Source organism: Rathayibacter sp. VKM Ac-2856 (genome assembly GCF_013205055.1).
Classification (GTDB): domain Bacteria; phylum Actinomycetota; class Actinomycetes; order Actinomycetales; family Microbacteriaceae; genus Rathayibacter.
On sequence record NZ_JABMLF010000001.1, the window covers coordinates 312,785 to 337,320 of the forward strand.

The window sequence follows — 24,536 nt, forward strand, 5'->3', positions numbered from 1 at the left end:
CGGTGGTCGGTCAGCGGAGGACCGGGCGACGGCCGCCCCTCAGACTGCGCGCAGGGCGGAGTGGACCACGACGACTCCGGGGCCGATCTCCCGATCGAGGTCGGCCTGGATCGAGCCGTCGTCGTGGACGACGACGAGATGGAGGGTGCCGTCGTACTCCGCAGTGTTCACGTAGTTCGGATCGTCGGACGAGCGCGCCCGGATCGCCTCGAGAGCCTGCGCGAGGGTCGCGGAGTCGGCCGACCCGACCGCGGACGCGACCGCATCGTCCTGATCGAGGCCCGTCTGGTCCCCCACCGCGAAGGGCCGGGTCAGGGTGATCGCGGACCCGTCCCACGTGCCGTGGAAGGTCCCGTCGAACCAGCGCGTCCCGCCCACCTCGGGCACCTCGGTGAGGGCGGCCCAGTCCAGTCCGATCAGGGCCACCGCGTCACCCGTGCACTGAGGAGGTGCCGACTCGGCCACGCCGGAGAGGCACAGCTGCGGCACTCCGGAGCCCGGCCCGGACTCGATCACCGTTCCCCAGCCGATCAGCTCACCGGCAGCAGACGGATCGGAGCCGCCGGATCCGCAGCCGGTCACCGCGAGCACGACGATCGCCAGACCTGCCAGACACCCCACGCGTCGCCCCATGCGCTCATCCTCGCATCACGCGCGGCCTGGGGAGGAGCCGCGGCGACCTCAGGAGGCGGCGACGTCCCCGCGGATCGTGAGGAACCAGACCGCGTCGCCGTCCGCGTCGGACACGATGGCGTCGACGCTCGAGATCGGCTTCTCACCGAGGGATGCCGGATCGATCTCGAGTGGGCCGTCGGCGCAGTCGATCGCGTCGAGGGTCGTGGTCGTCCTCGTCGTCGCACCGGATCCCGTGGACAGCGAGCCGATCTCGAGATCGATCGATCCGTCGCCGACGCACTCGAGGGTGATCGCGGTCGGCAGGGCCGGGCGCGCGAGAACGGCCTCGACGCGGCCTCCGTCGGCAGCGGCGTCCGCCTGCAGGGACAGGACCGCTACGACGTCGCGGTCCGCGTCTGCGTCCGCCTCCGCCTCCGCCTGGCGCTCGGCGCGCCACTGGGTGATGCGGGGGTCCTCGCCCGGAAGCGGGGTGCATCCGGCGAGAGCCGCGACGAGGACGAGACCTGCTGCTGCGCTGACCGAACGGTGCCTCATCGCTCCACAGTAGGGGCAGACCGAGGCCTCCCGTGAGGTGCCCTGCCGGGGCATCTCAGGTGCAACGCGCGCTCCCCTAGCCTGGGCCGACCGGGGCCGACCGCGCCCCATCCGCTCGACGTGAGGACGACGCCATGCCCCTGGATCTCTCCGACCTGCTCGACGCCCTCGACGCGGGGCGGACCATCGAGGGCGGCTCGCCGCTGCACGCCGTCATGCACGCGGCCAGTCAGGACGCGCTGCGCACCACGGCCGAGCTGAACAGCGGCTATCACGAGCCCGAGCGGGTGCGCGAGCTGCTCGCCCAGCTGACCGGCCGCCCGATCGATCCGTCGGTGACGCTCTTCCCGCCGCTGCACGCGGACTTCGGCCGCAACCTCCGGATCGGCAAGAGGGTGTTCCTCAACTCCGGCTGCTCCTTCCAGGATCAGGGCGGGGTGACGATCGGCGACGACTGCCTCGTCGGGCACGACGTGGTCTTCGCGTCGCTCAACCACGATCTCGACCCGGCGAAGCGCGGCGACCTGCACCCGGCTCCGATCGTCATCGGGTCGAACGTCTGGATCGGCGCCAGGGCGACGCTGCTCGCGGGTGTGACGGTCGGGGACGACGCCGTCATCGCCGCCGCCGCGGTCGTCACGAAGGACGTCCCAGCGGGCGCGGTGGTCGTCGGGGCCCCGGCACGCGTCGTCCGGAACGTGCGGGACGGCGCGCCCGGATCGCCGGGATGATCGCCGAGTCCGGTCAGCGCGCGCGGTCCCAGACGTCCGCGTTCGAGACGACGTCCTCCGCGACCTCCACCACGGACCGCGCATCCGCGAGCGCATGCGCCCGCAGCAGCAGCAGGGCGTCCGGCAGCGCTACGTGATAGCGGGCGGCGACCACTCCCGTCGCCTGGTGGAGGGTGCGCGGCGAAGTGCCGTCGCCGCTGTCCGCGCGCGACGGAGCGGGCACCACGGCGCTCAGCACGCCGAGCGCCGTGCGCGCCGTCGCGGCGGAGAGCTCCTCGATCACCCCGGCCCCGAGCGGCCCGGCCGTGCGCGAGTAGAGGTCGACGGCGCCGATCAGCAGGCCGGCGAAGACCAGCGGGAACGCGAACACCGCGCGCACGTCGATGTCGTCGACGGCCTCGCTGAAGACGGGCCAGCGGTCCTCGGTCGCGGAGTCGATCATCGCGACCGGGGCGCCCTCGGCGATGGCGGCCCAGCACGGACCGTCGCGGAGCTCGAGCTGGATCGCGTCGAGCCGGGCGGCGGTGCTGTCGCTGGCAGCGACGGTCTCGGCACCGAACGGGCTGCCGAGGGTCGAGACGGCCACGCCGTCGACCGGGACGCCGCGCAGGTACGGCGCGATGAGGGCGGCGCCGTCCACCGGCGCAGGGCGCAGGCTCCGCAGCTGCTGACCGACGTGCCGGGCGAGTCCGGCGTGGATCCCGCCGGGCGGGGCGAGGGCGGCGAGCAGCTCGTCGATGACGGGGTCGGCGGGATCGCTCACGGCGGCTCCCTTCCTGACCGGGCCCGTCTCGGCGTTCGGGCATCGCGTTCGAATCGGGGAAACGCTAGAAGTGCCCGCGGATGCTGTCGAGGACGTTGACAGATCCGGGGATCGCGGTTCGGCAGGACCGGCGTCAGTGGAACGGGCAGCGCGGCCCGGAGCCCGCCGCGCGGACACGGCCGCCCGAGGACGGCTTCGTCGGCAGGCGACGCCGGTTCACGTCGAGTCCCTCGCCCGCGATCTCGACGCGCGGGTCGCTGAGCGCGGTGATCGCGAGTGCGAGCCCCGCGATCGCGAGCTTCTCCCCCGGGCAGCGGTGGCCGGTGGCGACGCCCGCCCCGCCGTGCGGGACGAAGACGGGGATCGCCTCGTACTCCTCGACGTCGAGGAAGCGCTCCGGGGCGAAGTCGTCCGCGCGGCTCCAGGACCGCTCGTCGGTGTCCGTCCCGATGATGTCCAGCAGCACCCGCCCGCCGGCCTCGAGCCGCCGCCCGTCGAGCTCCACGTCCTCCCGGGCCCAGCCGGGCAGCATCGGGACGAACGGGGCGGTGCGGCGGATCTCCTGAGCGAACGCGGTCGCGAGCGGGCCGGGACCGGTCGCCGCGGCCGCTTCCGCCCTCTCCGCCTCCGCCTCCGCTGCGATGCGCCGCCGCCACTCCGGCCGCTCGTGCAGCTCCTTCGCGGCGAAGGCGACGAAGCGGGCGACGGCGATCAGCGGCCGGATGCTGTTCTGCAGCTCGACCCCCGCGATCCGCGCCGGCAGCAGCTTCCCCGATCGGTCGCGGTGCCAGGACCACTCGTGCAGCGCGGTGCCCGGCTCGGCGGGCAGGACCCCGGCGCGGACCGCGGCCACGAGTCGGCGGGCGTGCCGGTCCGACCACAGGCGGTTCGCTGCGGCGAGGAGGTACTCGGGCGAGTAGGGGGCGCCGAAGCCGTTGACGATCTGCGCCAGCCGCGCGGCCCACCGGGTCTTCGCGGCCCGGCTGCCGGGCAGGCCCGCCCAGCGCATGCCCGCCCGGCCGAACACCCCGACCGCGGCGTCGTACGCGCTCCGGGTGCCGCCCGCCGTCCAGGCCGCGACCTCCTCCTGCCACTCGCGCCTCAGCAGCGGGACGAGCCGCTCGACCTGCGCGTCCTCGTACGCCACGTCGACGAAGACGGCCTTCCGGTGCCGGTGCTCGTCCCCGTCGAGGCTGTGCACCGACCCGGTGCCGAACAGCGTCCGCTGCACGAGCCCGGGCATCGCTCCGTGGCGGGCGATCCGCGACTCGTCGTAGAAGAGGTCGACCGCCTCGGCGCCGCGCACCAGCAGAGCGTCGCGCCCGAGCAGTCGCAGCGGGACCGCGCGCGCCCCGTCCCGGGTGCCCGCCCAGAGGCGTGCACCGAAGCCGTAGCCGTGCAGCAGGAGCGACAGGGAGTCGTCGCGGAGGAGGGCCACCGGGGCGGACCCGCGGTGGGCACGGCGGCGGCGCGAGGCGAGGGAGGTCATGCGCTCCAGGGTGGCAAGAGCCCGGCGCGTCCTCCAAGGGGGTCCCCCTGGCGCCGGATCCGTGCTCAGCGACGTCGCCGGCGCCCCGCGGCCGAGCAGGCGGCCGGGCTGGGCCCGCGCCCGGTACGCTCGTCAGCGGATCCGAGAGGGAGGCGCCCGGTGCTGGAGACGATCCTGGAGGCTCTCTCCCTCATCACGATCCCGCTGGGACTGCTGTTCCTGTTCGCGGCCTTCGTCGGGCTGCTGATCGACGGCCGCTGGTGGACGACGACCGCCTACCTCGAGGAGGGTCCGCCCCGCGCGCTGCACTGGGTCACCCGCGCGGGCGAGGTCCGGTCGAGGCCGCTCAGCGCGGACGATCCGCTGACGCCTGTGGGCTCGGATCAGCGCGAGGTCTACTACCGCGAGGAGGACCCGGAGCGGATCCGGCTGCACCGCCGCGCGGATCCGGTGCGCGCGCTGCGGCTGACCGGTCTGATCCTGCTCGGCACCGGCGCGGTCTGCGCGATCGTGTCGACGCTGCTGGCGGTCCTCGGCTCCTGAGCCCGCTCGATGGCCGGGGTTGCGGTGGCGGTCAGGCCTCCGGGCGCCGATCGTCGTCGATCGCGCGTCGGTTCGCCTCGTCCTCGCGGGCGAGCTTCGCGGCGCTCGCCGGAGTGATGATCCCGGCCCGCCTCAGCGCGCTCGTGACCGCCGCGCGCACGACGAAGAAGATCGCGACGAGCACGAGCGCGAACCAGAAGAGGTTCAGCAGGAGTCCGGTCAGCAGGGCGGCGAAGGACGTGGGTTCCATGCGCTCCACGCTAGCCGCCGGGTCCTTCGCGGCAGAGACCCCTCGTTGCCGGGTGCCGCGCCGCTGATCACCGCCAGTGCGCGAGCGTCGCCTCCATCAGCAGGCGGGCGCGCGAGAGCTGGCCGCGCACCACGGTCGCGCTGACACCGAGCTCGGCGCCGATGTCGTCGTAGCTGCGCTGCTGCAGCTGACGCAGCTCCCAGCAGCGGCGCTGGAGCTCGGGCATGCGGTCGAGCACGGCGCGGGCTTCGGCGACGAGGGCGGAGCGCTCCGAGACCGCCGTGGGGCAGTGGTCGAACGACTCGGGCAGGTCCTGCTCCAGCTCCGCGCGGCGGCGGTGATCGGCGGAGCGCAGCCTGTCGTAGCAGCGCCGACGGACGGTGGTGAGCAGCCAGCCGACGATGGTCTCCCCGTCGATCACGCTGTCCATGTGCGTCCAGGCGGCGACGAACGTCTCCTGCACCACGTCGTCGACGTCGCTCGAGGCGCGCAGGATCCGCATCGCGGTCGCCCGCAGCAGCGAGGTGTGCCGGCGGACGATCTCGGCGAAGGCGCGGTCGTCGCCCGAGGACGAGCGGATGACGAGCATCCGGTCGGAGTCGGTCGGGAGCAGCGGCAGGGCCGGCGCGGGGAGGACGCGCGGGTGGGCGGCGGCGCGGCGGGCGGCGGGGGCTGTGGTGGCGAGCATGCGGGCTCCGGTCGTGAGGTCAATGTGTATGCATCATTCGGAGCACCCTCTCGAACGGATGCCGCGAGCGGCCCCGATGGCGTGACGTGACGGCTGGATCGTCGCCACGACGCCGATCCTGAGCCTCCTCGCAGGCCGGACCGGCGGGCCTCCCGGCCGGTAACAGGCGAGGCGATCCGGACGCGGTGGTCCCCCGAGGACGCCGGACTTCTCTACGCTCTCAGGGTGCGCTCTCCTCGTCTGATCCAGCAGGTCGTCGGCAAGCTGAGCGGGCAGCGCCCCGCGGCGCCGGTGAGCCGCCGCTCGCAGCGCGCCGTCCTGGCCGAGCAGACCGTCCGCGGGGTGCTCGAGCTCGCGGTGCGGCTCGGCGAGACCCTGCTGTCGCTGGGCTCCGCGGCCGCCGAGGTCACCGAGACCATCGAGCGGGTCTGCCGGGCGTACGGCATCGAGGTCCAGGTCGACCTCACGTTCACCTCGATCCTGGTCGTGCACGACGGGAGCGAGGACTCGCCGAGCGTCAGCGTGCTGCGGGTGGTCGCCTCCCGCAGCGCCGACTACGAGCGGCTGGCCCGGGTGACGGCGCTGGTCGGCGCGATCACGGAGGGCTCGCCGGAGGTGCGGGTCGCCGACACCGTCGAGTCGGCCGCCGCGCGGGACGAGGCGCGCCACCAGTTCGAGGCCGCGCACGAGCGGCTCGACGCGATCCTGGTCCAGCCGCACCGCTACCGGCGCGGCGTGGTCACGCTGACGCTCGCCGTGATGGCCGCGGGCGTGGCGATCCTGCTCGGCGGCGGACCGCTCGTCGTCCTGCTGGCGGCGCTGACGGCCGCCGCGATCGACTCGGTCAACCAGCTGCTCGGGCGCTGGGGGCTGCCCGCGTTCTTCCAGCAGATCGCCGGGGCCGCGATCGCGACGGGCGTGGCGGTGCTGCTGCTCGCGATCGTGCCGCGGCTGCCGGTCGAGTTCGCGGTGCTGCCGCCGGCACTGGTGGTCGCCTCGGGGGTCGTCGTGCTGCTCGCCGGGCTCTCCTTCGTCGGCGCGGCGGACGACGCGATCAACGGGTTCCCGATCACCGCCGGCGGACGACTGCTGGAGGTGGGGCTGCTCACCCTGGGCATTGTCGTCGGCATCGCCGCGGTGCTCGACGGCGCGCGCACCCTCGGCGTCGAGCTGCTGCTGGTCGACTCGTACGCCCGGCCGTGGCCCGCCGCCGTGCAGGTGCTCGGCGCAGGCATCGCGGCGGGAGCCTGGGCGCTCTCCTCGCACACTCCCCCGCGGCCGGCGCTGGTCGCCGCGCTGACCGGGGCGGGGGCGTGGGTCGCCTCCGACACCCTGGGCGGGCTGGGGGCCACGCCGCTGATCGCCAGCGCGGTGCCCGCGATCGTGATCGGGCTGCTCGGCGAGACCCTGGCCGACCGCTGGCGGGTGCCCGCGGTGGTCACCACCGCCTGCGGCATCGTGCCGCTGCTGCCCGGCCTCACCCTCTACCGCGGCGTGCTCGACCTCACCTCCGGCGGCGGCCCCGAGGGCGGCATCGACCTGCTGCTGCAGGCGGGGATGATCGCGATCGGCCTCGCGGGCGGCGTCACGCTCGGGCGGATCGCCTACCGGCGGCTGCGGAACCCCGTGGTCCGGGCGGTGGCGCCGGTGCGCGCGCGCCGCGTGCGGAACCGCGGGCTCGAGCAGGCGCTGTCGGCGGGCACGCTGTCGACGGGCGCGCTGTCGCCGGAAGCGCTGTCGTCGGAGGCGCTGTCGCCGGACGCAGTGCCGTCGGAGTCGCGGTCCTCGGAGTCGCGGTCCTCGGAGTCGCGGTCGACGGAGGCGCCGTCCGCGGACCTCGACTCGATGCAGGCCCCCTCCACGGACACGCGCCCGATCGACGTCCTCTCCAGCGACGCCACCCCCGAGGAGCCGCTCGTCCGCACCGGCACGATGCCGATCGTCAGCATCATCCGGGTCGCCGAACCCGCGGACGACGACCGCGGCGGTGGACCCGCGGCATCGGGTCGCTGACCGGAGCGGTCAGTCGCCGAAGCGGGTCTCCTTGTGCGGCGCGCCGGCGCGGTCGTAGGTCGTCCAGACCCCGACCTGGCGCCCGCGGTCGAACGATCCGCTCCGCATCCGGCTGCCGTCCAGCCGGAACCACTCCCAGTAGCCGTGCATCTCGCCCTCGAGCGTCGCCCCGCGGGCACGGAGACTGCCGTCTCGGTGCAGGACCTCCTGCGGTTCCGGCTCGGCACGTTCATGATCGGTCATCGCCGTCACCGCCTCTCGTCGCACTGCACGCCGCATCCTCGCACGCCGCAACAGCGCGCGGCCGGACGGCCCGCTCCGGTCCACCGGATCCGCTCAGCACCCCTGCTGAACGAGCGACCCCGTCCAGTGGCCCCTTCCATGCTGGTCGAGTAGCCGCCTCCGGCGGCGTATCGAGACCCACCACCGCCGAACTTCTCGAGCAAGCCCCCTCCACAGCCCCCGACTTCCTGGCGCTGTCCCCGACCAGCCCCCACCCCCGCCCGTGCGTCGGTGGTCCCTGCTTCAATACGCGTATGATAGAGGATGACAACGCAGCGGCACTGGCGGAGGTGCGCGACTGCTGCGACGACGCCGCGGCCGCCGAGCGCGCGGCGTCGCCCACGCGCCTGAGGGCGGCGGAACTGCTCCACCGCGGTCACCGCCTCGCTCGCACCGTCCCGGAGGCTTTCGCCCGCGGTGCGTCCCGCAGCGAGACCCGCGACCTCGTCGAGCGCTCCATCCGCGCCGAGTTCGCGGCCGCGATGGGCGTGTCCGAGCCGGAGATCTCACGCCGCCTCGAGACCGCGCAGCTGCTGATGGAGCACCTGCCGCTCACCCGCGCCCTCCTGCGCGACGCGCGGATCCTCTGGGAGGCGGGTGAGGCGATCTGCAGAGCGGCGAGCAGCCTCCCCGAGGCGTCCCGCGCGGCACTGGACGAGCGCGCCGCCCGCGCGGCCGTCTCGATGACGACGACGCAGCTGCGCCGCTCCCTCCGCCGCTGGCGCGAGGAGCTGCACGAGCAGCCCCTCGCCGAACGCCATGCCCGTGCTCGCGAGGATCGTGCCGTCTGGGTCACGCCGGACATCGACGGGATGGCGACGCTCTGCGTCCACGCCCCGGCACCCCTCATCTCCGGCGCCTACGACCGGCTGCGCCGCATCGCCCGCACCCTGCGCGACGGGGGCGACCGGCGCACGCTCCAGCACCTCCGCGCCGATGCGGCTATCGATCTGCTCTGCGACGGCGACATCGCCGGCACGACCCCAGGCACGACCCCCGACACGACCCCCGACACCGGGCACGCGCCGGACCCGACCTTCGTCCCCGGTGTCCGCGCCGAGGTGCGACTCACCCTCGCCGCGTCCACCGCCGCCGGTCTCGACGACGAGCCCGCAGACCTCGACGGCTATGGACCCGTTCCGGCGGTGATCGCCCGCGAGCTGATCCGCACCGCGGCGTCGTTCACCCGGGTGCTCACCGATCCGGACACCGGCGCCGTCACCTCCGTCGGCCGGACCTGGCGCGTCCCGCCGCCGCAGATGCGCCTCCACCTCCAGCTGCGCGACCAGACCTGCCGCTTCCCCGGCTGCACCCGCCCGGCAGCCACCAGCGAGGCCGACCACACTCTCGAATGGCGCCACGGCGGAGAGACATCCCTCGAGAACCTCGTCACCCTCTGCACCGCGCATCACCACGTGCGCCACGGGGACAGGTGGAGGTACGAGAGCGCCGCGGACGGGACGGTCACCTGGACGACCCCGACCGGACGCAGGATCAGCACCCTGCCGCCGCCGATGCCCGTCCGTCCGCCCGACCCGCCCCCGCGACCTCGTTCCGTCGATGTGCCGGCGCCGTTCTGAGCGCCATCGATCCGCGCCGCCCGACCATGCCGGTCGAGCAGCCCCGCCAGGGGCGCATCGAGATCCGGCGCCGTCAGCAGGTCCGCCGCCGTGATCGGATCACGACAGCCCTCGATCCGATCGGGACACCCGCCGACCGGCCGCGCCGCGACGCTGGATCCATGACCGACACCACCGTCTCCTCCCCCTCCGACCACCTCACCACCGACACCCGCCTCGCCGGCCGGACCGCCCTGGTCACCGGCTCCTCGAGCGGGATCGGCGCTGCCGTCGCACACCGCCTCGCCTCCTCCGGCGCCCACGTGCTCGTGCACGGCCGCGACCGTGCCCGCACGGAGGCCGTCGCGCAGGCGATCACCGCGGCCGGCGGCACCGCCTCCGCCCTCGTCGCCGACCTCGGCGGCACGCCCGACGAGACCCGCGCCGCCGCCGCCGAGGCGCTGCGCCTGCTCGGCGGGCGGATCGACCTGCTCGTCAACAACGCCGGCGTCTTCCCCGTCGGCCCCACCGCCGCGCTGAGCGACGAGGACGTCGACGCCCTGCTCGTCACCAACATCCGCGTCCCGCACCAGCTGGTCGGCGCGATCGCCCCCGGAATGGCCGAGCGCGGCACCGGCGTGATCATCAACATCACCTCGTGGATGGGGCACGTCGGCACGCTCGGCACCGCCCTCTACCCGGCGACGAAGGCGGCGCTCGACCACCTGACCCGCGCCTGGGCCGCGGAGTACGGAGCGAGCGGGGTGCGCGTCGTCGCGGTCGCACCCGGCGCGACCCTCACCCCCGGCAACGAGCACGCGTCGGCGATCCTCGAGGCGATGACCGCCCCGACCCCCGCCGGCCGCCCCGGACGCCCGGACGAGATCGCGCAGGCCGTGCGCTGGCTCGCCACCGACGAGGCGTCCTACGTGCACGGCACGACCCTGCTGGTCGACGGCGGCATCGTCGGCGCCCGGCGCTGACACCCGATCGCCGACGCCGCGCGCGTCAGTCGATCTGCACCAGCCTGCCCGGGTGCAGGGCGGCGTCGGCGGCGGGGGTCGTCTCGTAGGCGCGGCGGTAGTCGCGGCCGAAGTGCGACGCACTCGCGTAGCCGACGGCGGCCGCGGCTCCCGCCGCCGTCTCGCCGCGCACGAGCAGCAGGCGCCGCGCCTCGCCCAGCCGCAGCCGGCGCAGGTAGCCCAGCGGCGACATCCCGGTCAGCTCGCGGAACCGGCGGGTCAGCGTCGGGACGCTCGTCTGCGCGGTCGAGGCCAGCGCCTCGAGCGTCCAGCCGTGCGCGAGGGAGCCGGTCATCGCGTCGACGGCGCGGGTGACCGCGGCCGAGCGCATCGACGAGGACGCCGCGAGCAGGCGCGGCGCCTGATCGCTCTGCAGCAGGCGGAGCACCACCTCGCGCGACACGGCCGGCCCGAGCACCGGGATCTCCTCCGGGGCGTCGAGGAGCCGGAACAACCGGTGCAGCGCGTCGGCCAGCTCCACCGTGATCGTGCCGATCCGCTGCGGGAGCTCCTGCGCCGGTCGCCGCGGGACGAGTCCCGCGACCTCGGCGACGAGGACCGGATCGAGATGCCAGTTGGCCGAGACGAAGTCGCCCTGCTCGCCGGTCTCGACGACGGCGGCGATCACCGGCAGGTCGACCGGGGTGATCAGGAAGCGTCCCGCACCCCACTGCTCGTCGGACTCGCCGACGATCGAGCGCTTGCGGCCGGAGAGCACGAGGCTCAGCGTCGGCGGGAAGCGGGTGTAGACCAGCGAGGTCGGCGCGGTGACGCGGTGCAGGCGGAGGTCGAGCGCCGCGGCGCGCTCGGGGTGCCCGAGGTGCCGGCGCGCGAGCTCGGCGGCGGCGGCCAGGTGCTCCTGCGCGGGGCTGCCCTCGAGGACTCGGCTCACGGGCGGGGCAGCGCGGCGAGGGCGAGCTCGCCGATCCCGGCGACGCGCTCGGCGCTCGCGCCGTCGCGGGCCTGCGTCGACATGCCGCCGAGGAGGGTGACGACGAACGCGGCCGTCCGGGCCGCATCGGTGCCGGCGGGGACGTCGCCCTCCTCCACGCCGCGCTCGATCCGCGCGGCGATGACGCCCTCCATCGCCCGGCGCCGCTCCGCCAGTCGCGGCTCGCTCAGCACGAAGCAGCCGGAGGGCGTGGCCGGGTCGGAGTAGCCCTGGGCGCTGTTGCGCACCACGGCGGCGATCGCCTCCCAGGCCGTCGGCGCGTCCAGGAGCCGGGCGAGCGCAGCGTCCGCGGTATCGGCGTAGCAGCCGGCGGCGGCGCGGAAGAGGTCGTCTTTGTCGCCGAACGCGGCGTACAGGCTCGGCGCCGAGATGCCGATCTCGCGAGTCAGCACGGCGACCGTCGTCTCGTCGTAGCCGTCGCTCCAGAAGCGGCGCATCGCCGTGTCCAGCGCCTCGTCGCGGTCGAAGCTCCTCGGTCGTCCTGCCATGCCCCCAATCTATAACAGTCGCTACGGAACGTGCTAGCGTGCGTCGCACCAGTTCTTTATCGACCGCTACAGAAAGGCACACCATGCAGATCCAGGACTCCGTCGTGCTCGTGACCGGCGCCAATCGCGGGATCGGCGCCGAGTTCGTCCGGCAGCTGACGGCCCGCGGCGCTCGCACCGTCTACGCCGCGGCGCGGAACGTCGCATCGATCGAGGCGGCGCCGGGCGTCGTGCCGATCGCGCTCGACGTGACCGACCAGGCGCGCATCGCCGAGCTCGCGGCGACCCTCGGCGACGTCTCGATCGTCGTCAACAACGCCGGCATCGCGCCGACCGTCGACTTCCTCACCGGCGACCTCGACGAGATCCGCCGCACCGTCGAGACCAACGCCTACGGACCGCTGATGATCGCCCGCGCCTTCGCCGAGAGCCTGCGCCGGGCCGGCGGCGGCGCCCTGCTGAACGTCCTCTCGGTGGCGTCCTTCGTCTCGTTCCCGGGGGCGGAGTCGTACTCGATGTCCAAGGCGACGGCGTGGAGCGTCACGGACGGGCTGCGCCTCGCCCTCGCCCCGCAGAGCACCCAGGTGCTCGGCCTGCACATGGGCCTCGTCGACACCGACATGGCCTCCTGGTCGGACGCCGCCAAGTCGAGCCCCGCGGCGATCGTGACGGCCGCCCTCGACGGCCTCGAGTCCGGCGCCACCGAGGTCCTCGCCGACGACACCGCCCGCACGGTCAAGCCCGGCCTCGCCCTCGACCCCGCCACCCGCTACGCGGACCTCCTCCCCGCGTAAGCGGCCCGGAGACATGCTGGTCGAGTAGCCGCCGCAGGCGGCGTATCGAGACCCACCCCTGCCGGTCACGGGATTTCGATACGCCCGCTGTGTGGGCTACTCGATCAGCATGGACGTCCGGATCTGCGGCTGTAGCATGGGCAGTCACACGCGCCTGCGGAGAAACGCCCCGCCTGCGCCCGCCGGAAGGTCCCCCATGCCACTCCCCCGCGCCGCCACCGCGGCCCTCGCCGCCGGGGCCGTGCTCGCGGCCCTCACCGGCTGCTCCGCCTCCGCCGCCACCAGCGCGTCACCCGCCGCGCCGTCCACCGAGCCGTCCGGGTCGATCACCGTCTTCGCCGCCGCGTCTCTGAAGGCCTCCTTCACCGAGATCGCGACCGCGTTCGAGGAGGAGCACCCCGGCAGCACGGTCGAGCTGACCTTCGCCGGCTCCTCCGACCTCGTGACCCAGATCAGCAACGGCGCCCCGGCGGACGTCTTCGCCTCCGCCGACGAGAAGAACATGGCGAAGCTCACCGACGCGGGTCTGATCGCGGGCGACGCCGTCGACTTCGCGACCAACACCCTCGAGATCGCCGTCCCCCCGGCGAACCCCGCGGGCATCGCCTCCTTCGCCGATCTCGCCCGCGACGGGGTGAAGACCGTCGTCTGCGCCCCCCAGGTACCCTGCGGCGCCGCGACCACCGCGGTCGAGACCGCGACCGGAGTCGATCTCCAGCCGGTCAGCGAGGAGTCCTCCGTCACCGACGTCCTCGGCAAGGTCACCTTCGGCGAGGCCGACGCGGGCCTGGTCTACGTGACCGACGTCGCTGCCGCCGGTGACGCGGTGGTCGGCATCCCGTTCCCCGAGTCGGCGCAGACCGTCAACACCTACCCGATCGCCCCGGTCGCCGGCTCCGCCGCCCCCGAGCTCGCCGCGGCCTTCACCGCCTACGTCGCCGGCGACGAGGGCCGGACCGTGCTCGCCGCCGCAGGATTCGGAGCCCCCTGACCATGCCGCAGATCAGGATCCGCAACGCCGCCGCCTACCTCGGCGTGAGCGACGACACCGTCCGCCGCTGGATCGAGAACGGGACGCTCGCCAGCACCAAGGACGCCTCGGGCCGCAGCGTCGTCGACGGCCTCGACCTCGCCCGCCTCGCCCGCCAGAACGCGATCCTCCCCGTCGACCCCAGCGAGGTGGGCCGCTCGGCCCGCAACCGCTTCGTCGGCATCGTCACCTCGGTCGTCTCGGACACCGTGATGGCCCAGGTCGAGCTGCAGTGCGGCCCGCACCGCGTGGTGTCGCTGATGTCGGCGGAGGCCGTCCGCGAGCTCGGCCTCGAGCCCGGCACGCCGGCGGTCGCGATCGTCAAGGCGACGATGGTCGTCGTGGAGACGCCGAACGGCAAGGCGTGACCCTCTCGTCGGGAGTCCCCCGCTGGGTCCTCGTCGTCGCTGCGGTCGGCGCGGCGTTCGTCCTTCTGCCGCTGGCGGGCATCCTCTCGCGCGTCGACTGGGCGGGGTTCGTCCCGCTGATCACGTCCGACTCCTCGATCGCGGCGCTCCTGCTGAGTCTGCGCACCGCCGCGGCCGCCACCCTGCTCTGCGTGCTGATCGGCGTGCCGATGGCGCTGACGCTCGCCCGCACGACCTTCCCCGGCCAGGGACTCCTGCGCGCCCTCGTCCTGCTGCCGCTGGTGCTGCCGCCGGTGGTCGGCGGCATCGCCCTCCTCGCCACATTCGGGCGGCTGGGGCTGCTCGGCGGCACCCTGGAGGCGCTCGGGATCCGCATCGCGTTCTCCACCGCCGCGGTGATCCTCGCGCAGACGTTCGTGGCGCTCCCGTTCCTCGTGCTGAGCCTGGAGGGGGCGCTCCGCTCGGCCGGCGACCGCTACGAGAGCGTCGCGGCGACGCTCGGCGCGCGACCCTCGACCGTGCTGCGCCGGGTGACCCTGCCGCTGATCCTGCCCGGGCTGCTCTCGGGCGCGATCCTCTCCTTCGCGCGCGCGCTCGGCGAGTTCGGCGCGACCCTGACCTTCGCCGGCAGCCTGCAGGGGGTGACCCGCACGCTCCCGCTGGAGATCTACCTCCAGCGCGAGACCGACCCGGACGCCGCGGTCGCCCTGTCGCTGGTGCTGGTCGCCGTCGCGGTGCTCGTGATCGGGCTGGCGTACCGGCGGCCGCGCGGGGCCCGGGTCGCAGGACGAGTCGGAGCCCGGGTCGGAGCCCGGGTCGGAGCCGGTCGATGAGTCTGCACGTGCGCGCCCGACTCTCCGCGCGGGACTTCGACGTCGAGCTGCGAGTGGCGGAGGGGACGACGACCGCGGTGCTCGGACCCAACGGCGCCGGCAAGTCGACGCTCGTCGGTCTGATCGCCGGTCTACTCCGCGCGGACGAGGGCCGGGCGACCCTGGGCACGCCGGCTTCGGGCGAGCGGATTCTCTTCGACACCGAGCGGCGCCTGCACCTGCCGCCGCACCGGCGCAGCGTCGCGCTGCTCGCCCAGGACCCGCTGCTCTTCCCGCACCTCAGCGTCCTCGACAACGTCGCCTTCGGTCCGCGCAGCACCGGTGCGAGCCGCTCCGCCTCGGCCGCGATCGCGCGCACCTGGCTCGACGCCGTGGAGGCCGCCGACCTCGCCGGCCGCCGACCCGCGGAGCTCTCCGGCGGCCAGGCGCAGCGGGTGGCGCTCGCGCGGGCCCTGGCCCCGAGTCCGGAGCTGCTGCTGCTGGACGAGCCGATGGCCGCCCTCGACGTCTCGGTCGCCCCACTGCTGCGGCGGATGCTGCGCCGGGTCCTGCCCGGGCGCACGACGATCCTGATCACCCACGACGTGCTCGACGCCTACACGCTGGCCGACCGCGTCGTCGTCCTGCACGGCGGGCGGGTGATCGAGGACGGACCGACCCACGAGGTCCTGGAGCGGCCGCAGAGCCCGTTCACGGCCGAGCTCGCCGCGCTCAACCTGCTCACCGGCGTCGCGACCGGCACCGGACTGCGCACCGACGACGGGCTGGAGCTGCGGGTCGCAGACGCGAGCGGAGTCCCGGTGGGCGCGCGCGCCGCGGCCGCCTTCCGCCCCGCCGCGGTGTCGGTCGGGCCGGCGGACACGCGAGCACCGGGACCGGACCGGCTCCGCGCCCGCATCCGCGACCTGGAGCGGCGCGGCGACCTCGTCCGCGTGCGCGCCGCCGCGATCTCGGCCGACCTGTCCCCCGCGCAGCTCGCGGCTCTCGGCGCGGGCATCGGCGACGAGGTCGACTTCACGGTCGACCCCGCGGCCGTCGCGCTGTACCCGCACCGCGCGTAGCGCCGCGCCATGCGAGCGGCCCCCTCCCTACTGGTCGAGCAGCGCGCAGCGCGTATTGAGACCCACGCTCGGCACGACGGTGGATCTCGATACGCCCGCTCCGCGGGCTACTCGATCAGCATGATGCGCCGCACCCCGTGCTGTGAGAGCAGGCGCGACGCGCTCCATGCTGGTCGAGTAGCGCGCAGCGCGTATCGAGATCCACGCGACGACGACCTCGACAGCGCACTCCATCGTCGTTTCCGTGAACGGTCACGGCGCCGTTCACCTGCCCGCTAAGCTGGCCGCCGTCGGCAGGTCCAGGCACGCGCCGCGCACGCCGTACCCGTGCGCCGCCCGCCGCCTTCCGCTGGCCGCCGATCACCCGAAGGAGACGACCGTGGACCACCTCGATGCCCCACCGTCGCCGGCCCCACCGTCGTCGCCCGACCTCCCTCCGCGACCCGACGCCCTCGCCCGCCGCGCCACCATCCGCGACGTCGCCCGCGAGGCCGGCGTCTCCCGTCAGACCGTCACCCGCGCGATGAACGGGATGACCGAGATCAGCGCGGCGACGCGGGACCACGTGCTCGCGGTCAGCGAGGCCCTCGGCTACGTCCCCAGCCGCTTCGCCGCGAACATGGCCCGGCAGAAGAGCATCGCGATCGGCCTGGTCATCAGGTCGCTGCGGAATCCCTACTACACCGACCTCGCCGCCGACCTGCTGGAGGAGTTCGCCGCCCGCGGCTGGCAGGTCGTCGTGGTCGCCGAGACGAACGAATCGGAGCGGCAGATCGTCGCCGACCTCGCCACCCAGGTGGACGCGATCGTCGGCTACCTGGCCCGCGAGGACCTGGAGTCGATCCGGAGGGCGGCGCGCGGAGTGCCGGTCCTCCTGATCGAGCGCGCAGCGGAGCTGCCCGGCGTGCACGCGATCGCCGTGGACTTCGCCCCCGGCATGCGCGAGCTCGTCGGCGGCCTGCGGGAGCGCGGGGCCCGCCGACTCGCGATGATCGACCACGCGGATACCGACGACGCAGATCCTGACGAAGCAGATCCCGACACATACACCCCGAGCGCTCGGCGGCGGTGCTTCGAGGAGTGCCTCACCCCCGGCGAGCCGGTGCTGATCACCGCCGGCGACGAGACCATCGCGGGCGGCGCCGAGGCGTTCGGCGCGCTGATCGCCGACCACCCCGAGGTCGACGCCGTCGTCGCGTTCAACGACATGATGGCGCTCGGCGCACTGCAGCGGGCGAGCCGGCTCGGGCTGCAGGTTCCGGGGGACGTCCGCATCGCCGGCATCGACGGCCTGAGCCTCGGCGCCGCCATGATCCCGAGTCTCACCTCCCTCACCATCGACCGCGCGGCGATCGCCCGCGCAGCGGCCCAGCGGCTGTCGGAGCTGCTCAGCGGCGGCGAGCCGATCGGCCGCGGCCCGATGACCGTCGTCACGCCCTGGCCCGAGTGGCGGGACAGCGCATGAGGCCGCCACCGGCGGGCCCCCGCTGGCACCGCCCGAACCCCCGCGCCCTACCCGACCGCCGACCGCCGGTCAACGCTGTCATCCCGATCCGCTCCGCTCCGTACTCTGAGGACTCCGGCCCCGAGGCCGCACGAGACGGGGGAACCATGCTCCAGGTGACGGTGTCCGAGCGGACCTACCTGCTCGCCGCGGACGCGACGATGGAGGAGACGAAGCGCGCCGTCCTCGAGGCGATGCGCGCCGCCCCGGCCTTCCTCTCGCTGCGGACGGTGCTCGGCGGACACGTCGAGGTGCTGCTGACCGCGTCGAGCTCGGTGGTGCTGGAGCTGCACGACGAGGCCCCGCTGCCGACCGCACCGCACACCGACGCGGCACCCGACTACGACGACCTCTACGGGGTCGACTACCTCTGAGGCGCCCGCGACCCAGGCCCCGGCCCGGGTCGGGCGGGCGACCTCGCCGTAGACTGGACGCACATGCGCAGACACAGCCAGACCCCGCGTCCCGACTGGCGTGCGCGCTGCGACGAGGTCGGCTTCAGCTTCTACGACCTCCCCTCCGAGGGCGGCCGGCCGTACTGGAACGAGTCCGCCGCGTACGGCTTCACCGCCGCCGAGATCGAGCTGCTCGAGAGCGCGACCCAGGAGCTGTTCGACCGCTGCATGGAGGCCTGCGAGCACGTCGTCCGCACCGGCCGCTTCGCCGAGTTCGGCATCCCGGAGCGCTTCCACGATCTCGTCCGCACCTCGTGGGACGAGGACGACCCCACCGTCTACGGGCGCTTCGACCTCGCCTACGACGGCGCCGGCACGGTGACCCTGCTCGAGTTCAACGCCGACACCCCCACCTCCCTGGTCGAGACGGCCGCCGCGCAGTGGCAGTGGCTCGAGGAGACGCACGGGCCGATGGCCGACCAGTTCAACAGCCTGCACGAGCAGCTCGTCGAGCAGTGGCGTCACCTCCGCGTCGACCGCTGGCGCGTCGACGAGGGCGCCCGGCTGCATCTCGCGTCGCTGCACGACTCCGGCGACGGCGAGCTGATCGTCGAGGACGCCGACACCGTCGCCTACATGGCCGAGACCGCGTCGCAGGCCGGCTTCGACCCGAAGCTGATCTTCGTCGAGGACATCCGCTACGAGCTCGACGGCGCAGGCTTCGTCGACGCCGACGGCGAGCCGATCCGGCGGATCTTCAAGCTCTACCCGTGGGAGTGGATGCTCGGCGAGCAGTTCGGCGGGCTCCTGCTCGACCGCCGCGAGCGCACCCGCTGGGTCGAGCCGGCCTGGAAGCTGCTGCTCAGCAACAAGCAGCTGCTGGTGGTGCTCTGGGAGCTCTTCCCCGACCACCCGAATCTGCTGTCCGCCTCCGTCGAGCCGCTCGTCGGCCGGGCGCAGGTCCGCAAGCCCCGGCTCGGCCGCGAGGGCGCGAACGTCACGATCCTCGACGCGGACGGCGCGGTCGTGGCGGAGAACGGCGGCGCTTACGGCGAGGAGGGCTTCGTGCATCAGGCCCTCGCCGACCTGGCCCGCCTCGACGGCCGCACGGTCGTCATCGGCAGCTGGATCGTCGGCGAGACCCCGGCCGGCATCGACGTCCGCGAGACCGGCGGGCCGATCACCGGCGATCTGGCCGAGTTCGTGCCGCACTTCATCGAGGAGGGCCGCGCCGCCGCCGACGACCCCGACACCGGCAGCCCCGTGTTCGGCCGCCCCGAGCCCGGCCGCCCCCAAGACTCGCGGGAGAACCGCCCGCAGGACGAGGAGATCCGATGACCACCCCCGACGACCGCTCCGACCGTCCCCAGGACGCCCCGGCCGACGGCGCAGCCGGCACGGACAGCGCAGCCGGCACCACCCGCACCCGGCGCCGCTCGGGCGACGTCGGGATCAGCGGCATCGCCTCGAAGCGCCGCGGCCTGGTCATCGGCGGAGTCGTGGCCGTCGGCGTGCTCGGTCTCGCGGCCGCGCTGAACTCCGCGAACCCCTCGACCGACGGCGTCGTCACCACGGGCGCGGACGGCCAGGACTACGTGATCCCGGAGAACGCCGAGCGCCCGGTGTACTCGAGCCGCGAGGACTGCCTCGCCGACGTCCGCGAGCAGATCGCGCAGCTGCAGGCCGAGGGCGAGGAGGTCGGCGACGATCCCGAGCAGCTCTGCGAGGCGACCGACGAGTACCGCGGGCACTACGCGGGCGGCTTGTGGCTGGGCCCGCTGATCTTCGCGTCCTCGCGCTGGAACTCCACGCGCGCCACGAGCTGGGCGCCGGTCACCACCGGTGGGTTCGCCGCGCGCGGCGCCACCCAGCCCGACGTGGTGCAGAAGGCGCCCGCCGGAGCTGCGCCCGGCACGAAGGCGACCCTCGCGGGCGGCTTCGGCGGCACCGGCAAGTCCGGCTTCGGCTCCCACGTCGGCGGCTGAGGCGCGAGCAGGCCCTCGACTCGGGTCGGAGAGGCGGGGCCGCGCCCGGAGTCAGCGGCGCGCGTCGCGCAGCTGGTCGAGGCAGGCGCGCACGTCGCGGCGCACGTCCTTGTCCGGGTCCCGCACCATCGACGTCAGCGTCTGCTCGACGCTCGCCGCGAACTCGCCCTTCGCGTCGCGCCCGGAGCCGATCCCGGCGATCGCCGCGGCGACCAGCGCCCGCGCTCCCGCCGCGCGGACCCGCGCGTGCTCGTCGGTGGTGAGGCGCGCCAGCTTCTTCTGCCCGCCCAGCACGCGCTCGGCGCAGACCCGCGCGCACATCTCGCGGACGCGCCAGGCCGGGTTCGCCAGCCCGGCGAGCACCGCGTCGGCCGCGGTGTCGTCCCAGACGTAGAGCAGGGCGCGGGCGCCCCACAGCTCGGGCCAGTAGAGCGAGGGCGCGCCCTGCAGGACGCCCGCCGCGTGCTCGCCGCCGACGGTGAGCAGGAACGCCTCGCCCTCGTAGCCGCCGGTCAGCAGCGCGGCCGAGCGGAGGGCGACCGCGCGCTCGCCCTCGCGGGCGACCTGGGCGCGCAGGCGCTCCTCGAGCGGATCGGTGAGGGTGACGGAGGGTTCGCTGTCGGATGCCATATGGCCTCCCAGCGTAGTCGGCGGCGGCCCCGGTCCGACGGGACCCCTCCGCCGCATCCCCGGCACGGGGGATGCGGCGGCCCGATCGCCGTCGCTACTTTGGCGGGATGTCTCGATTCGCGCGCTTCGGCGCCCCCGCCCGCCTCGGCGCCACCGCCGCCGTCCTCGTCCTCCTCGCCGGCTGCTCCTCCCCCGGCGCCACCGACTCCGGCAGCGACGCCGACGAGATCGACACCGCCGCCGCGACCGGCGACACGATCACCGGCGACGGCTACTCCTACTCCGTCCCCGAGGGCTGGGGCGCCCCCGACGCCGACCCCGCGACGATGGGCGCCGACACCCTCGCCGCCGACCTCACCGACACCGACGGCTTCGCCGACAACGTCAACGTCGTGCTCAGCCCGTCGGGCGAGGTCTCGGCCGAGCAGGTCGAGTCGGCGGGAGTGGACGAGCTCGAGGGCGCCGGTGCCACCGACGTCGAGGCGAACGACCGCGTCGTCGTGGCCGGCGCCGAGTCAGCGCATCTGAGCGCGAACCTCACCGCGTCCGGAGCGACCTACGCCGTCGAGCAGTACTACGTGACCGACGAGGGTCAGACCTACGTCGTCACCTTCTCGTTCAGCCCGACCGTGGACGACGACCAGCGCGAGGCCGTCGCCGAGTCCGTCCTCGCCTCCTGGGCCTGGGCCTGATCGCAAGCGGCGCCTGATCGCAGGCCCCTCGGCGACCCGCTCCCGCGCACAGCGGAGCGGGTCGCCCCGCCTCCGCGTCCCGTCAGCCCCGCGGCCGCAGCAGGAAGTCGACGTGCGCGAGCACGGACGCCGCGTCGAGCGGCCGCCGGCCGACGACGGGCAGGACGATCGTCCCGAGGATCGACAGCCCGAGCTCGTCGACCGGGGCGTCGGCCGGGAGCTGACCGGCCGTGACGGCCTTGGCGAAGCGGTCCGCGAGGGTCTGATCGACCCCGAACGCCCGCGCCAGCCGCTCCCCCACGGCGTCGTCCTCCGCGCCGGCGGCGATCAGCGACCGGACGAGCGACGCACCGGGCTCCGTGCCCGCCAGCTCCAGGATCGGCGCGAGCCAGCCCGAGAGGTCGCGGCGCAGGTCGCCGGTGTCCGGCAGCTCGACCTCGACCGCGACGAGCCTGCCCTCGATCATGCAGTCCGCGATCAGCGCGCCGCGGGAGGGCCACCAGCGGTAGACCGTCTGCTTGGAGACGGCCGCCTCCTTGGCGATGCCCTCCATCGTCAGGTGGTCCCAGCCCCGCTGGACGAACAGCCGCGCGGTCGCCTCGAGGACCGACTCGCGGGCCGCGGCACTGCGGACCGGTCCGCTCCGATGCTCCGTCATGCGTCGAGCGTACAGCGACGGTAGACGAGACGTACCGTATGATCTACGGACCGCCGCCCCCGCCGTGCACCCCGCGTGCCCGCAGCCTCTCGTCAGGCGCACCCCGATAGGAGCTCCCCTTGGCCTCCCTGCTCTTCCGACTGGGCACCGTCGCCGCTCGCCGCGCCTGGGCGGTGATCGTCGCCTGGGTCGTGATCCTCGGCGTCGCGGTCGGCGCGTTCCTCGCGGCGGGCGGCACGCTGACGAACAGCTTCGACATCCCGGGCACCGCCTCCGGCGCCGTCACCGACCAGCTCGCCGAGAAGCTGCCCGACACCGCGGGCGGCACCGGCACGGTCGTCTATCGCGGCGACGACGGCGCCGCCCTCACCGCCGAGCAGGAGGCGGCGATCTCCGCGCTGGCCGCCTCGGCCGCCGACCTCGAGGGCGTGGCCGCGGTCGTCGATCCGTTCGCCGCCCGGCAGTCGCAGCTCGACGGCGCGCAGCAGCTCACCGACGGGCGGGCGCAGCTCGAGGCCGGGCGGGAGCAGCTGGCCGCCGGTCAGGCGCAGCTCGACGCGGGGCAGGCGCAGCTCACGGCAGGCCAGGAGCAGCTGACCGCGGCGCGCGAGCAGGCGGTCGCCGCCGGCGCCGGGCCCGCGCAGCTCGCGCCGCTCGACGCGCAGCAGGCCCAGCTCGACGCCCAGCAGGCCGAGCTCGACGCGCAGCAGGCGGAGCTGAACGCCTCCCGGACGGAGCTCGAGGCCGGGGTCGCCCCGCTCGATCAGGGCGAGGAGCTCCTCGCCCTCGCCGACGGCATCGGCGTCGTCTCGGCGGACGGCTCGACCGCGATCGTCAACGTCTCCTTCACCGAGCCGCGCCTGGAGCTGCCGGAGGAGGTCAAGCAGGGCGTCATCGACCACTTCGAGTCCGCGCCCGTCGCCGGCGCCGAGGTCACCTTCGCGACCGACCTCGCTCAGGGCGTCCCGCAGATCTTCGGCGTCGGCGAGGCGGTCGGTCTCGTCTTCGCCGGTGTCGTCCTCATCGTGATGCTCGGCTCGCTCGTCGCCGCGGCGCTCCCGATCGTCACGGCGCTCGTCGGCGTCGGGGTGGGCGTCACCGCCTCGCTCTCCTTCTCCGGCGTCATCGACATGGCCTCGGTCACCCCGGTCCTCGGCGTGATGCTCGGCCTCGCGGTCGGGATCGACTACTCGCTCTTCATCGTCAACCGGCACCGCAAGCAGCTGCTCTCGGGCGTCGAGGTCCGCGAGTCGATCGGCCTCGCCAACGGCACCTCCGGCACCGCCGTCGTCTTCGCCGGCTCGACCGTCGTCGTCGCGCTGCTCGCCCTGAACATCACCGGGATCCCCTTCCTCGGCCTGATGGGCACGGTCGGCGCGGTCTGCGTCGCCGTCGCCGTCCTGATCGCCGTCACCCTCGCCCCGGCGATCCTCGGCCTGCTCGGCACCCGCCTCCTCCGCCGGAGTGCCCGCTCCCCCAAGGTCCACCACGCCGCGCCGAAGACCGTCGCGCCGATGTCGACCCTGCGCGCGGTCCTCACCGTCGTCGGGACGGTCGCGGTGCTGCTCGTCATCGCGATCCCCTCGCTCTCGATGCGCCTCGGGCTGCCCGACGGCGCCAGCGAGCCGGAGGGCTCGACGAGCGCCCGCACCTTCGAGATCGTCGGCGACGAGTTCGGCGCCGGCGCGAACGGCCCGCTGCTGGTCACCGCGACGGTCCCCGGCGGCGCCGCCGACGACGCGCTCCTCGCCACCCAGGTGGAGGTCGCCCGCACCATCGCCGAGCAGGAGGACGTGGTCGCCGTGGCGCCCGTCGCCGCCTCCGACGACGGCACCCTGCTCGCGTTCCAGGTGCTGCCGGCCGAGGGGCCGAACAGCGCCTCGACCGAGGCACTCGTCCAGAGCCTGCGCGCGCTGCCCCCGGTCGGCGACGACGTCGTGCTCGGCGTCGCCGGGCAGGCGGCCACGAACATCGACATCTCCGAGGGGCTGAACGACGTCCTGCCGACCTACCTCGCGGTCGTCGTCGGGCTCTCGCTGCTGATCATGATCCTGGTGTTCCGCTCGCTCCTCGTGCCGCTGATCGCGACGGGCGGCTTCATCCTGTCGCTCTTCGCGACCTACGGCCTGATCGTCGCGGTCTTCCAGTTCGGCTGGGGCGCCGACCTGATCGGCCTGCACTCGACCGGGCCGATCCTGAGCTTCCTGCCTGTGATCCTCGTCGGCATCCTGTTCGGGCTGGCGATGGACTACCAGCTGTTCCTGGCCTCCGGGATGCGCGAGGCGTACGTGCACGGCGCGAACGCCCGGCTCGCCGTCGCGCAGGGCTTCCAGGCCGGCAAGGCGGTGGTGATCGCCGCGGCGCTGATCATGGTCGCGGTGTTCGGCGGCTTCATCTTCTCCGAGTCGACCATCATCCGGTCGATGGGCTTCGGCCTCGCCTTCGGGGTGCTGCTCGACGCGTTCGTCGTGCGGATGCTGCTCATGCCGGCGCTGATGCACCTGCTCGGCCGCTCGGCCTGGTGGCTGCCCCGCTGGCTCGACCGGCTCCTGCCCGACGTCGACCTCGAGGGCGCGGCGCTCGAGCGCAGCCACCCGCACCCGCACGCGTGAGGGTCGCGGCGGGGCCCAGCGGCA

At 74.3% G+C, this 24,536-nt stretch carries 27 protein-coding genes; 16 read left to right on the plus strand and 11 right to left on the minus strand.

Going from position 1 to position 24,536, the window contains the following annotated elements:
* Window positions 1–39: 39 nt before the first annotated feature.
* Window positions 40–633, minus strand: coding sequence for a hypothetical protein (locus HQQ82_RS01460; RefSeq protein WP_173231326.1), 594 nt, complete (start codon window positions 631–633; stop codon window positions 40–42).
* Between the two features lie 48 nt (window positions 634–681).
* Window positions 682–1,170 carry a hypothetical protein gene (locus tag HQQ82_RS01465; RefSeq protein ID WP_173231327.1) on the minus strand — a complete coding sequence of 163 codons (489 nt, stop codon included), beginning with the start codon at window positions 1,168–1,170 and terminating at the stop codon, window positions 682–684.
* A gap of 140 nt (window positions 1,171–1,310) precedes the next feature.
* Between HQQ82_RS01465 and HQQ82_RS01470 the strand changes: the two genes are divergently transcribed.
* Window positions 1,311–1,901 carry a DapH/DapD/GlmU-related protein gene (locus HQQ82_RS01470; RefSeq protein ID WP_173232276.1) on the plus strand — a complete coding sequence of 197 codons (591 nt, stop codon included), beginning with the start codon at window positions 1,311–1,313 and terminating at the stop codon, window positions 1,899–1,901.
* 13 nt (window positions 1,902–1,914) lie between these two features.
* On the opposite strand, the gene HQQ82_RS01475 is transcribed toward HQQ82_RS01470, so the two are convergent.
* Window positions 1,915–2,664, minus strand: a complete 750-nt coding sequence (locus tag HQQ82_RS01475) for a GAF domain-containing protein (RefSeq protein ID WP_173231328.1) — start codon at window positions 2,662–2,664, stop codon at window positions 1,915–1,917.
* A 133-nt stretch (window positions 2,665–2,797) separates the two neighbouring features.
* Entirely contained in the window at window positions 2,798–4,153 is a 1,356-nt protein-coding gene (locus HQQ82_RS01480) for a cytochrome P450 (protein ID WP_173231329.1), read from the minus strand.
* A 159-nt stretch (window positions 4,154–4,312) separates the two neighbouring features.
* Here HQQ82_RS01480 and HQQ82_RS01485 point away from each other — a divergent pair, with 159 nt between their 5' ends.
* Window positions 4,313–4,696 (plus strand): hypothetical protein, encoded by a 384-nt coding sequence (locus HQQ82_RS01485; protein ID WP_173231330.1) that lies wholly within the window; start codon window positions 4,313–4,315, stop codon window positions 4,694–4,696.
* A gap of 31 nt (window positions 4,697–4,727) precedes the next feature.
* Here the strand turns inward: HQQ82_RS01485 and HQQ82_RS01490 are convergent, their stop codons facing one another.
* Window positions 4,728–4,946 carry a hypothetical protein gene (locus HQQ82_RS01490; RefSeq protein WP_173231331.1) on the minus strand — a complete coding sequence of 73 codons (219 nt, stop codon included), beginning with the start codon at window positions 4,944–4,946 and terminating at the stop codon, window positions 4,728–4,730.
* 67 nt (window positions 4,947–5,013) lie between these two features.
* Window positions 5,014–5,634: an RNA polymerase sigma factor gene (locus tag HQQ82_RS01495; RefSeq protein ID WP_173231332.1), complete on the minus strand. Its 621-nt coding sequence runs from the start codon at window positions 5,632–5,634 to the stop codon at window positions 5,014–5,016.
* Between the two features lie 225 nt (window positions 5,635–5,859).
* Here HQQ82_RS01495 and HQQ82_RS01500 point away from each other — a divergent pair, with 225 nt between their 5' ends.
* Entirely contained in the window at window positions 5,860–7,647 is a 1,788-nt protein-coding gene (locus tag HQQ82_RS01500) for a threonine/serine exporter family protein (protein WP_173231333.1), read from the plus strand.
* Between the two features lie 9 nt (window positions 7,648–7,656).
* Here HQQ82_RS01500 and HQQ82_RS01505 read toward each other — a convergent pair whose 3' ends face one another.
* Entirely contained in the window at window positions 7,657–7,890 is a 234-nt protein-coding gene (locus tag HQQ82_RS01505; protein WP_173231334.1) for a toxin-antitoxin system YwqK family antitoxin, read from the minus strand.
* Between the two features lie 293 nt (window positions 7,891–8,183).
* Here HQQ82_RS01505 and HQQ82_RS01510 point away from each other — a divergent pair, with 293 nt between their 5' ends.
* Both HQQ82_RS01510 and HQQ82_RS01515 read left to right on the plus strand, forming a co-directional pair.
* Entirely contained in the window at window positions 8,184–9,509 is a 1,326-nt protein-coding gene (locus tag HQQ82_RS01510) for an HNH endonuclease signature motif containing protein (protein ID WP_173231335.1), read from the plus strand.
* Window positions 9,510–9,670: 161 nt separating this feature from the next.
* On the plus strand, window positions 9,671–10,471 hold the full coding sequence (locus HQQ82_RS01515; RefSeq protein WP_173231336.1) for an SDR family NAD(P)-dependent oxidoreductase: 801 nt from the start codon (window positions 9,671–9,673) through the stop codon (window positions 10,469–10,471).
* A gap of 25 nt (window positions 10,472–10,496) precedes the next feature.
* Here the strand turns inward: HQQ82_RS01515 and HQQ82_RS01520 are convergent, their stop codons facing one another.
* Both HQQ82_RS01520 and HQQ82_RS01525 read right to left on the minus strand, forming a co-directional pair.
* Window positions 10,497–11,402 (minus strand): AraC family transcriptional regulator N-terminal domain-containing protein, encoded by a 906-nt coding sequence (locus tag HQQ82_RS01520; RefSeq protein WP_367947764.1) that lies wholly within the window; start codon window positions 11,400–11,402, stop codon window positions 10,497–10,499.
* Window positions 11,399–11,950 (minus strand): TetR/AcrR family transcriptional regulator, encoded by a 552-nt coding sequence (locus tag HQQ82_RS01525; protein ID WP_173231337.1) that lies wholly within the window; start codon window positions 11,948–11,950, stop codon window positions 11,399–11,401. Before HQQ82_RS01525 ends, HQQ82_RS01520 begins: the two co-directional genes overlap by 4 nt.
* An 83-nt stretch (window positions 11,951–12,033) precedes the next feature.
* Here HQQ82_RS01525 and HQQ82_RS01530 point away from each other — a divergent pair, with 83 nt between their 5' ends.
* From HQQ82_RS01530 to HQQ82_RS01570, 9 genes are all read left to right on the plus strand, one after another.
* Complete coding sequence (locus HQQ82_RS01530) at window positions 12,034–12,744, plus strand: SDR family oxidoreductase (protein ID WP_173231338.1); 711 nt, start codon at window positions 12,034–12,036, stop codon at window positions 12,742–12,744.
* A gap of 196 nt (window positions 12,745–12,940) precedes the next feature.
* Window positions 12,941–13,735: a molybdate ABC transporter substrate-binding protein gene (modA, locus tag HQQ82_RS01535; RefSeq protein ID WP_173231339.1), complete on the plus strand. Its 795-nt coding sequence runs from the start codon at window positions 12,941–12,943 to the stop codon at window positions 13,733–13,735.
* A 2-nt stretch (window positions 13,736–13,737) separates the two neighbouring features.
* On the plus strand, window positions 13,738–14,142 hold the full coding sequence (locus tag HQQ82_RS01540) for a molybdopterin-binding protein (RefSeq protein ID WP_173231340.1): 405 nt from the start codon (window positions 13,738–13,740) through the stop codon (window positions 14,140–14,142).
* A complete protein-coding gene (locus tag HQQ82_RS01545) occupies window positions 14,139–14,975 on the plus strand; it encodes an ABC transporter permease (RefSeq protein ID WP_173231341.1) in 837 nt (278 codons plus the stop codon). Before HQQ82_RS01540 ends, HQQ82_RS01545 begins: the two co-directional genes overlap by 4 nt.
* A complete protein-coding gene (locus HQQ82_RS01550; RefSeq protein ID WP_173231342.1) occupies window positions 14,972–16,036 on the plus strand; it encodes a sulfate/molybdate ABC transporter ATP-binding protein in 1,065 nt (354 codons plus the stop codon). The genes HQQ82_RS01545 and HQQ82_RS01550 overlap by 4 nt, the downstream gene beginning before the upstream one ends.
* A 379-nt stretch (window positions 16,037–16,415) precedes the next feature.
* Window positions 16,416–17,501 (plus strand): LacI family DNA-binding transcriptional regulator, encoded by a 1,086-nt coding sequence (locus HQQ82_RS01555; protein WP_173231343.1) that lies wholly within the window; start codon window positions 16,416–16,418, stop codon window positions 17,499–17,501.
* 146 nt (window positions 17,502–17,647) lie between these two features.
* Window positions 17,648–17,914 (plus strand): hypothetical protein, encoded by a 267-nt coding sequence (locus HQQ82_RS01560; protein WP_216848137.1) that lies wholly within the window; start codon window positions 17,648–17,650, stop codon window positions 17,912–17,914.
* 63 nt (window positions 17,915–17,977) lie between these two features.
* Window positions 17,978–19,273, plus strand: coding sequence for a glutathionylspermidine synthase family protein (locus tag HQQ82_RS01565; protein ID WP_173231345.1), 1,296 nt, complete (start codon window positions 17,978–17,980; stop codon window positions 19,271–19,273).
* The gene (locus tag HQQ82_RS01570; RefSeq protein WP_173231346.1) at window positions 19,270–19,920 is read left to right on the plus strand and encodes a hypothetical protein; all 651 of its coding nucleotides are present in this window, start codon (window positions 19,270–19,272) and stop codon (window positions 19,918–19,920) included. Before HQQ82_RS01565 ends, HQQ82_RS01570 begins: the two co-directional genes overlap by 4 nt.
* A gap of 51 nt (window positions 19,921–19,971) precedes the next feature.
* On the opposite strand, the gene HQQ82_RS01575 is transcribed toward HQQ82_RS01570, so the two are convergent.
* Complete coding sequence (locus tag HQQ82_RS01575; RefSeq protein ID WP_254071161.1) at window positions 19,972–20,550, minus strand: HEAT repeat domain-containing protein; 579 nt, start codon at window positions 20,548–20,550, stop codon at window positions 19,972–19,974.
* 107 nt (window positions 20,551–20,657) lie between these two features.
* On the opposite strand from HQQ82_RS01575, the gene HQQ82_RS01580 reads away from it, so the two are divergent.
* Window positions 20,658–21,242 (plus strand): hypothetical protein, encoded by a 585-nt coding sequence (locus HQQ82_RS01580; protein WP_173231347.1) that lies wholly within the window; start codon window positions 20,658–20,660, stop codon window positions 21,240–21,242.
* Between the two features lie 82 nt (window positions 21,243–21,324).
* Here the strand turns inward: HQQ82_RS01580 and HQQ82_RS01585 are convergent, their stop codons facing one another.
* Complete coding sequence (locus HQQ82_RS01585) at window positions 21,325–21,900, minus strand: TetR/AcrR family transcriptional regulator (protein WP_173231348.1); 576 nt, start codon at window positions 21,898–21,900, stop codon at window positions 21,325–21,327.
* A gap of 119 nt (window positions 21,901–22,019) precedes the next feature.
* On the opposite strand from HQQ82_RS01585, the gene HQQ82_RS01590 reads away from it, so the two are divergent.
* Entirely contained in the window at window positions 22,020–24,512 is a 2,493-nt protein-coding gene (locus HQQ82_RS01590) for an MMPL family transporter (RefSeq protein WP_173231349.1), read from the plus strand.
* The last annotated feature ends 24 nt before the right edge of the window (window positions 24,513–24,536 follow it).